This window comes from Halomonas sp. SIMBA_159, from assembly GCF_046536035.1.
GTDB lineage: Bacteria > Pseudomonadota > Gammaproteobacteria > Pseudomonadales > Halomonadaceae > Vreelandella > Vreelandella venusta_A.
Window position 1 is genome coordinate 1 of sequence record NZ_JAWJBT010000309.1, and the last position, 297, is coordinate 297.

General features: G+C 54.9%; 1 protein-coding gene. It reads right to left on the reverse strand.

Translation table 11 applies throughout. The annotated features are described in order from the left end of the window. Positions 1 to 170: ComEC/Rec2 family competence protein (locus R0J87_RS19415; protein ID WP_498888291.1), on the reverse strand; the 170-nt coding region annotated here is incomplete at its 3' end. Positions 171 to 297 lie beyond the last annotated feature (127 nt).

A 297-nucleotide genomic window follows, 5' to 3' on the forward strand; every position in this document is an offset into this window, starting at 1 on the left:
AATAATGCAGTCGCACTTTCTTTTCTTACCCGCAAGCGCAGCAATAAAAAATATAGCATGCCCGTGACGATGCCCACATGCAGCCCGGATATCGCAAATAGGTGGGTAATGCCGAGCGTTCGCTGGATTCTTGTTTGTTCAGCATCCATGCCGCTGCGTTCACCGAGCAATAGCGCCTGCGCTTCCGCGGTTAAGGAAGCCGGAAAGGTTCTTGTCGATATGGACGATCAATTCGCTGCGCCGCTTGGCCAGACGGGCGCGCAGCCCGGTGCTTGATTGCGCGGCGGATATCGATTC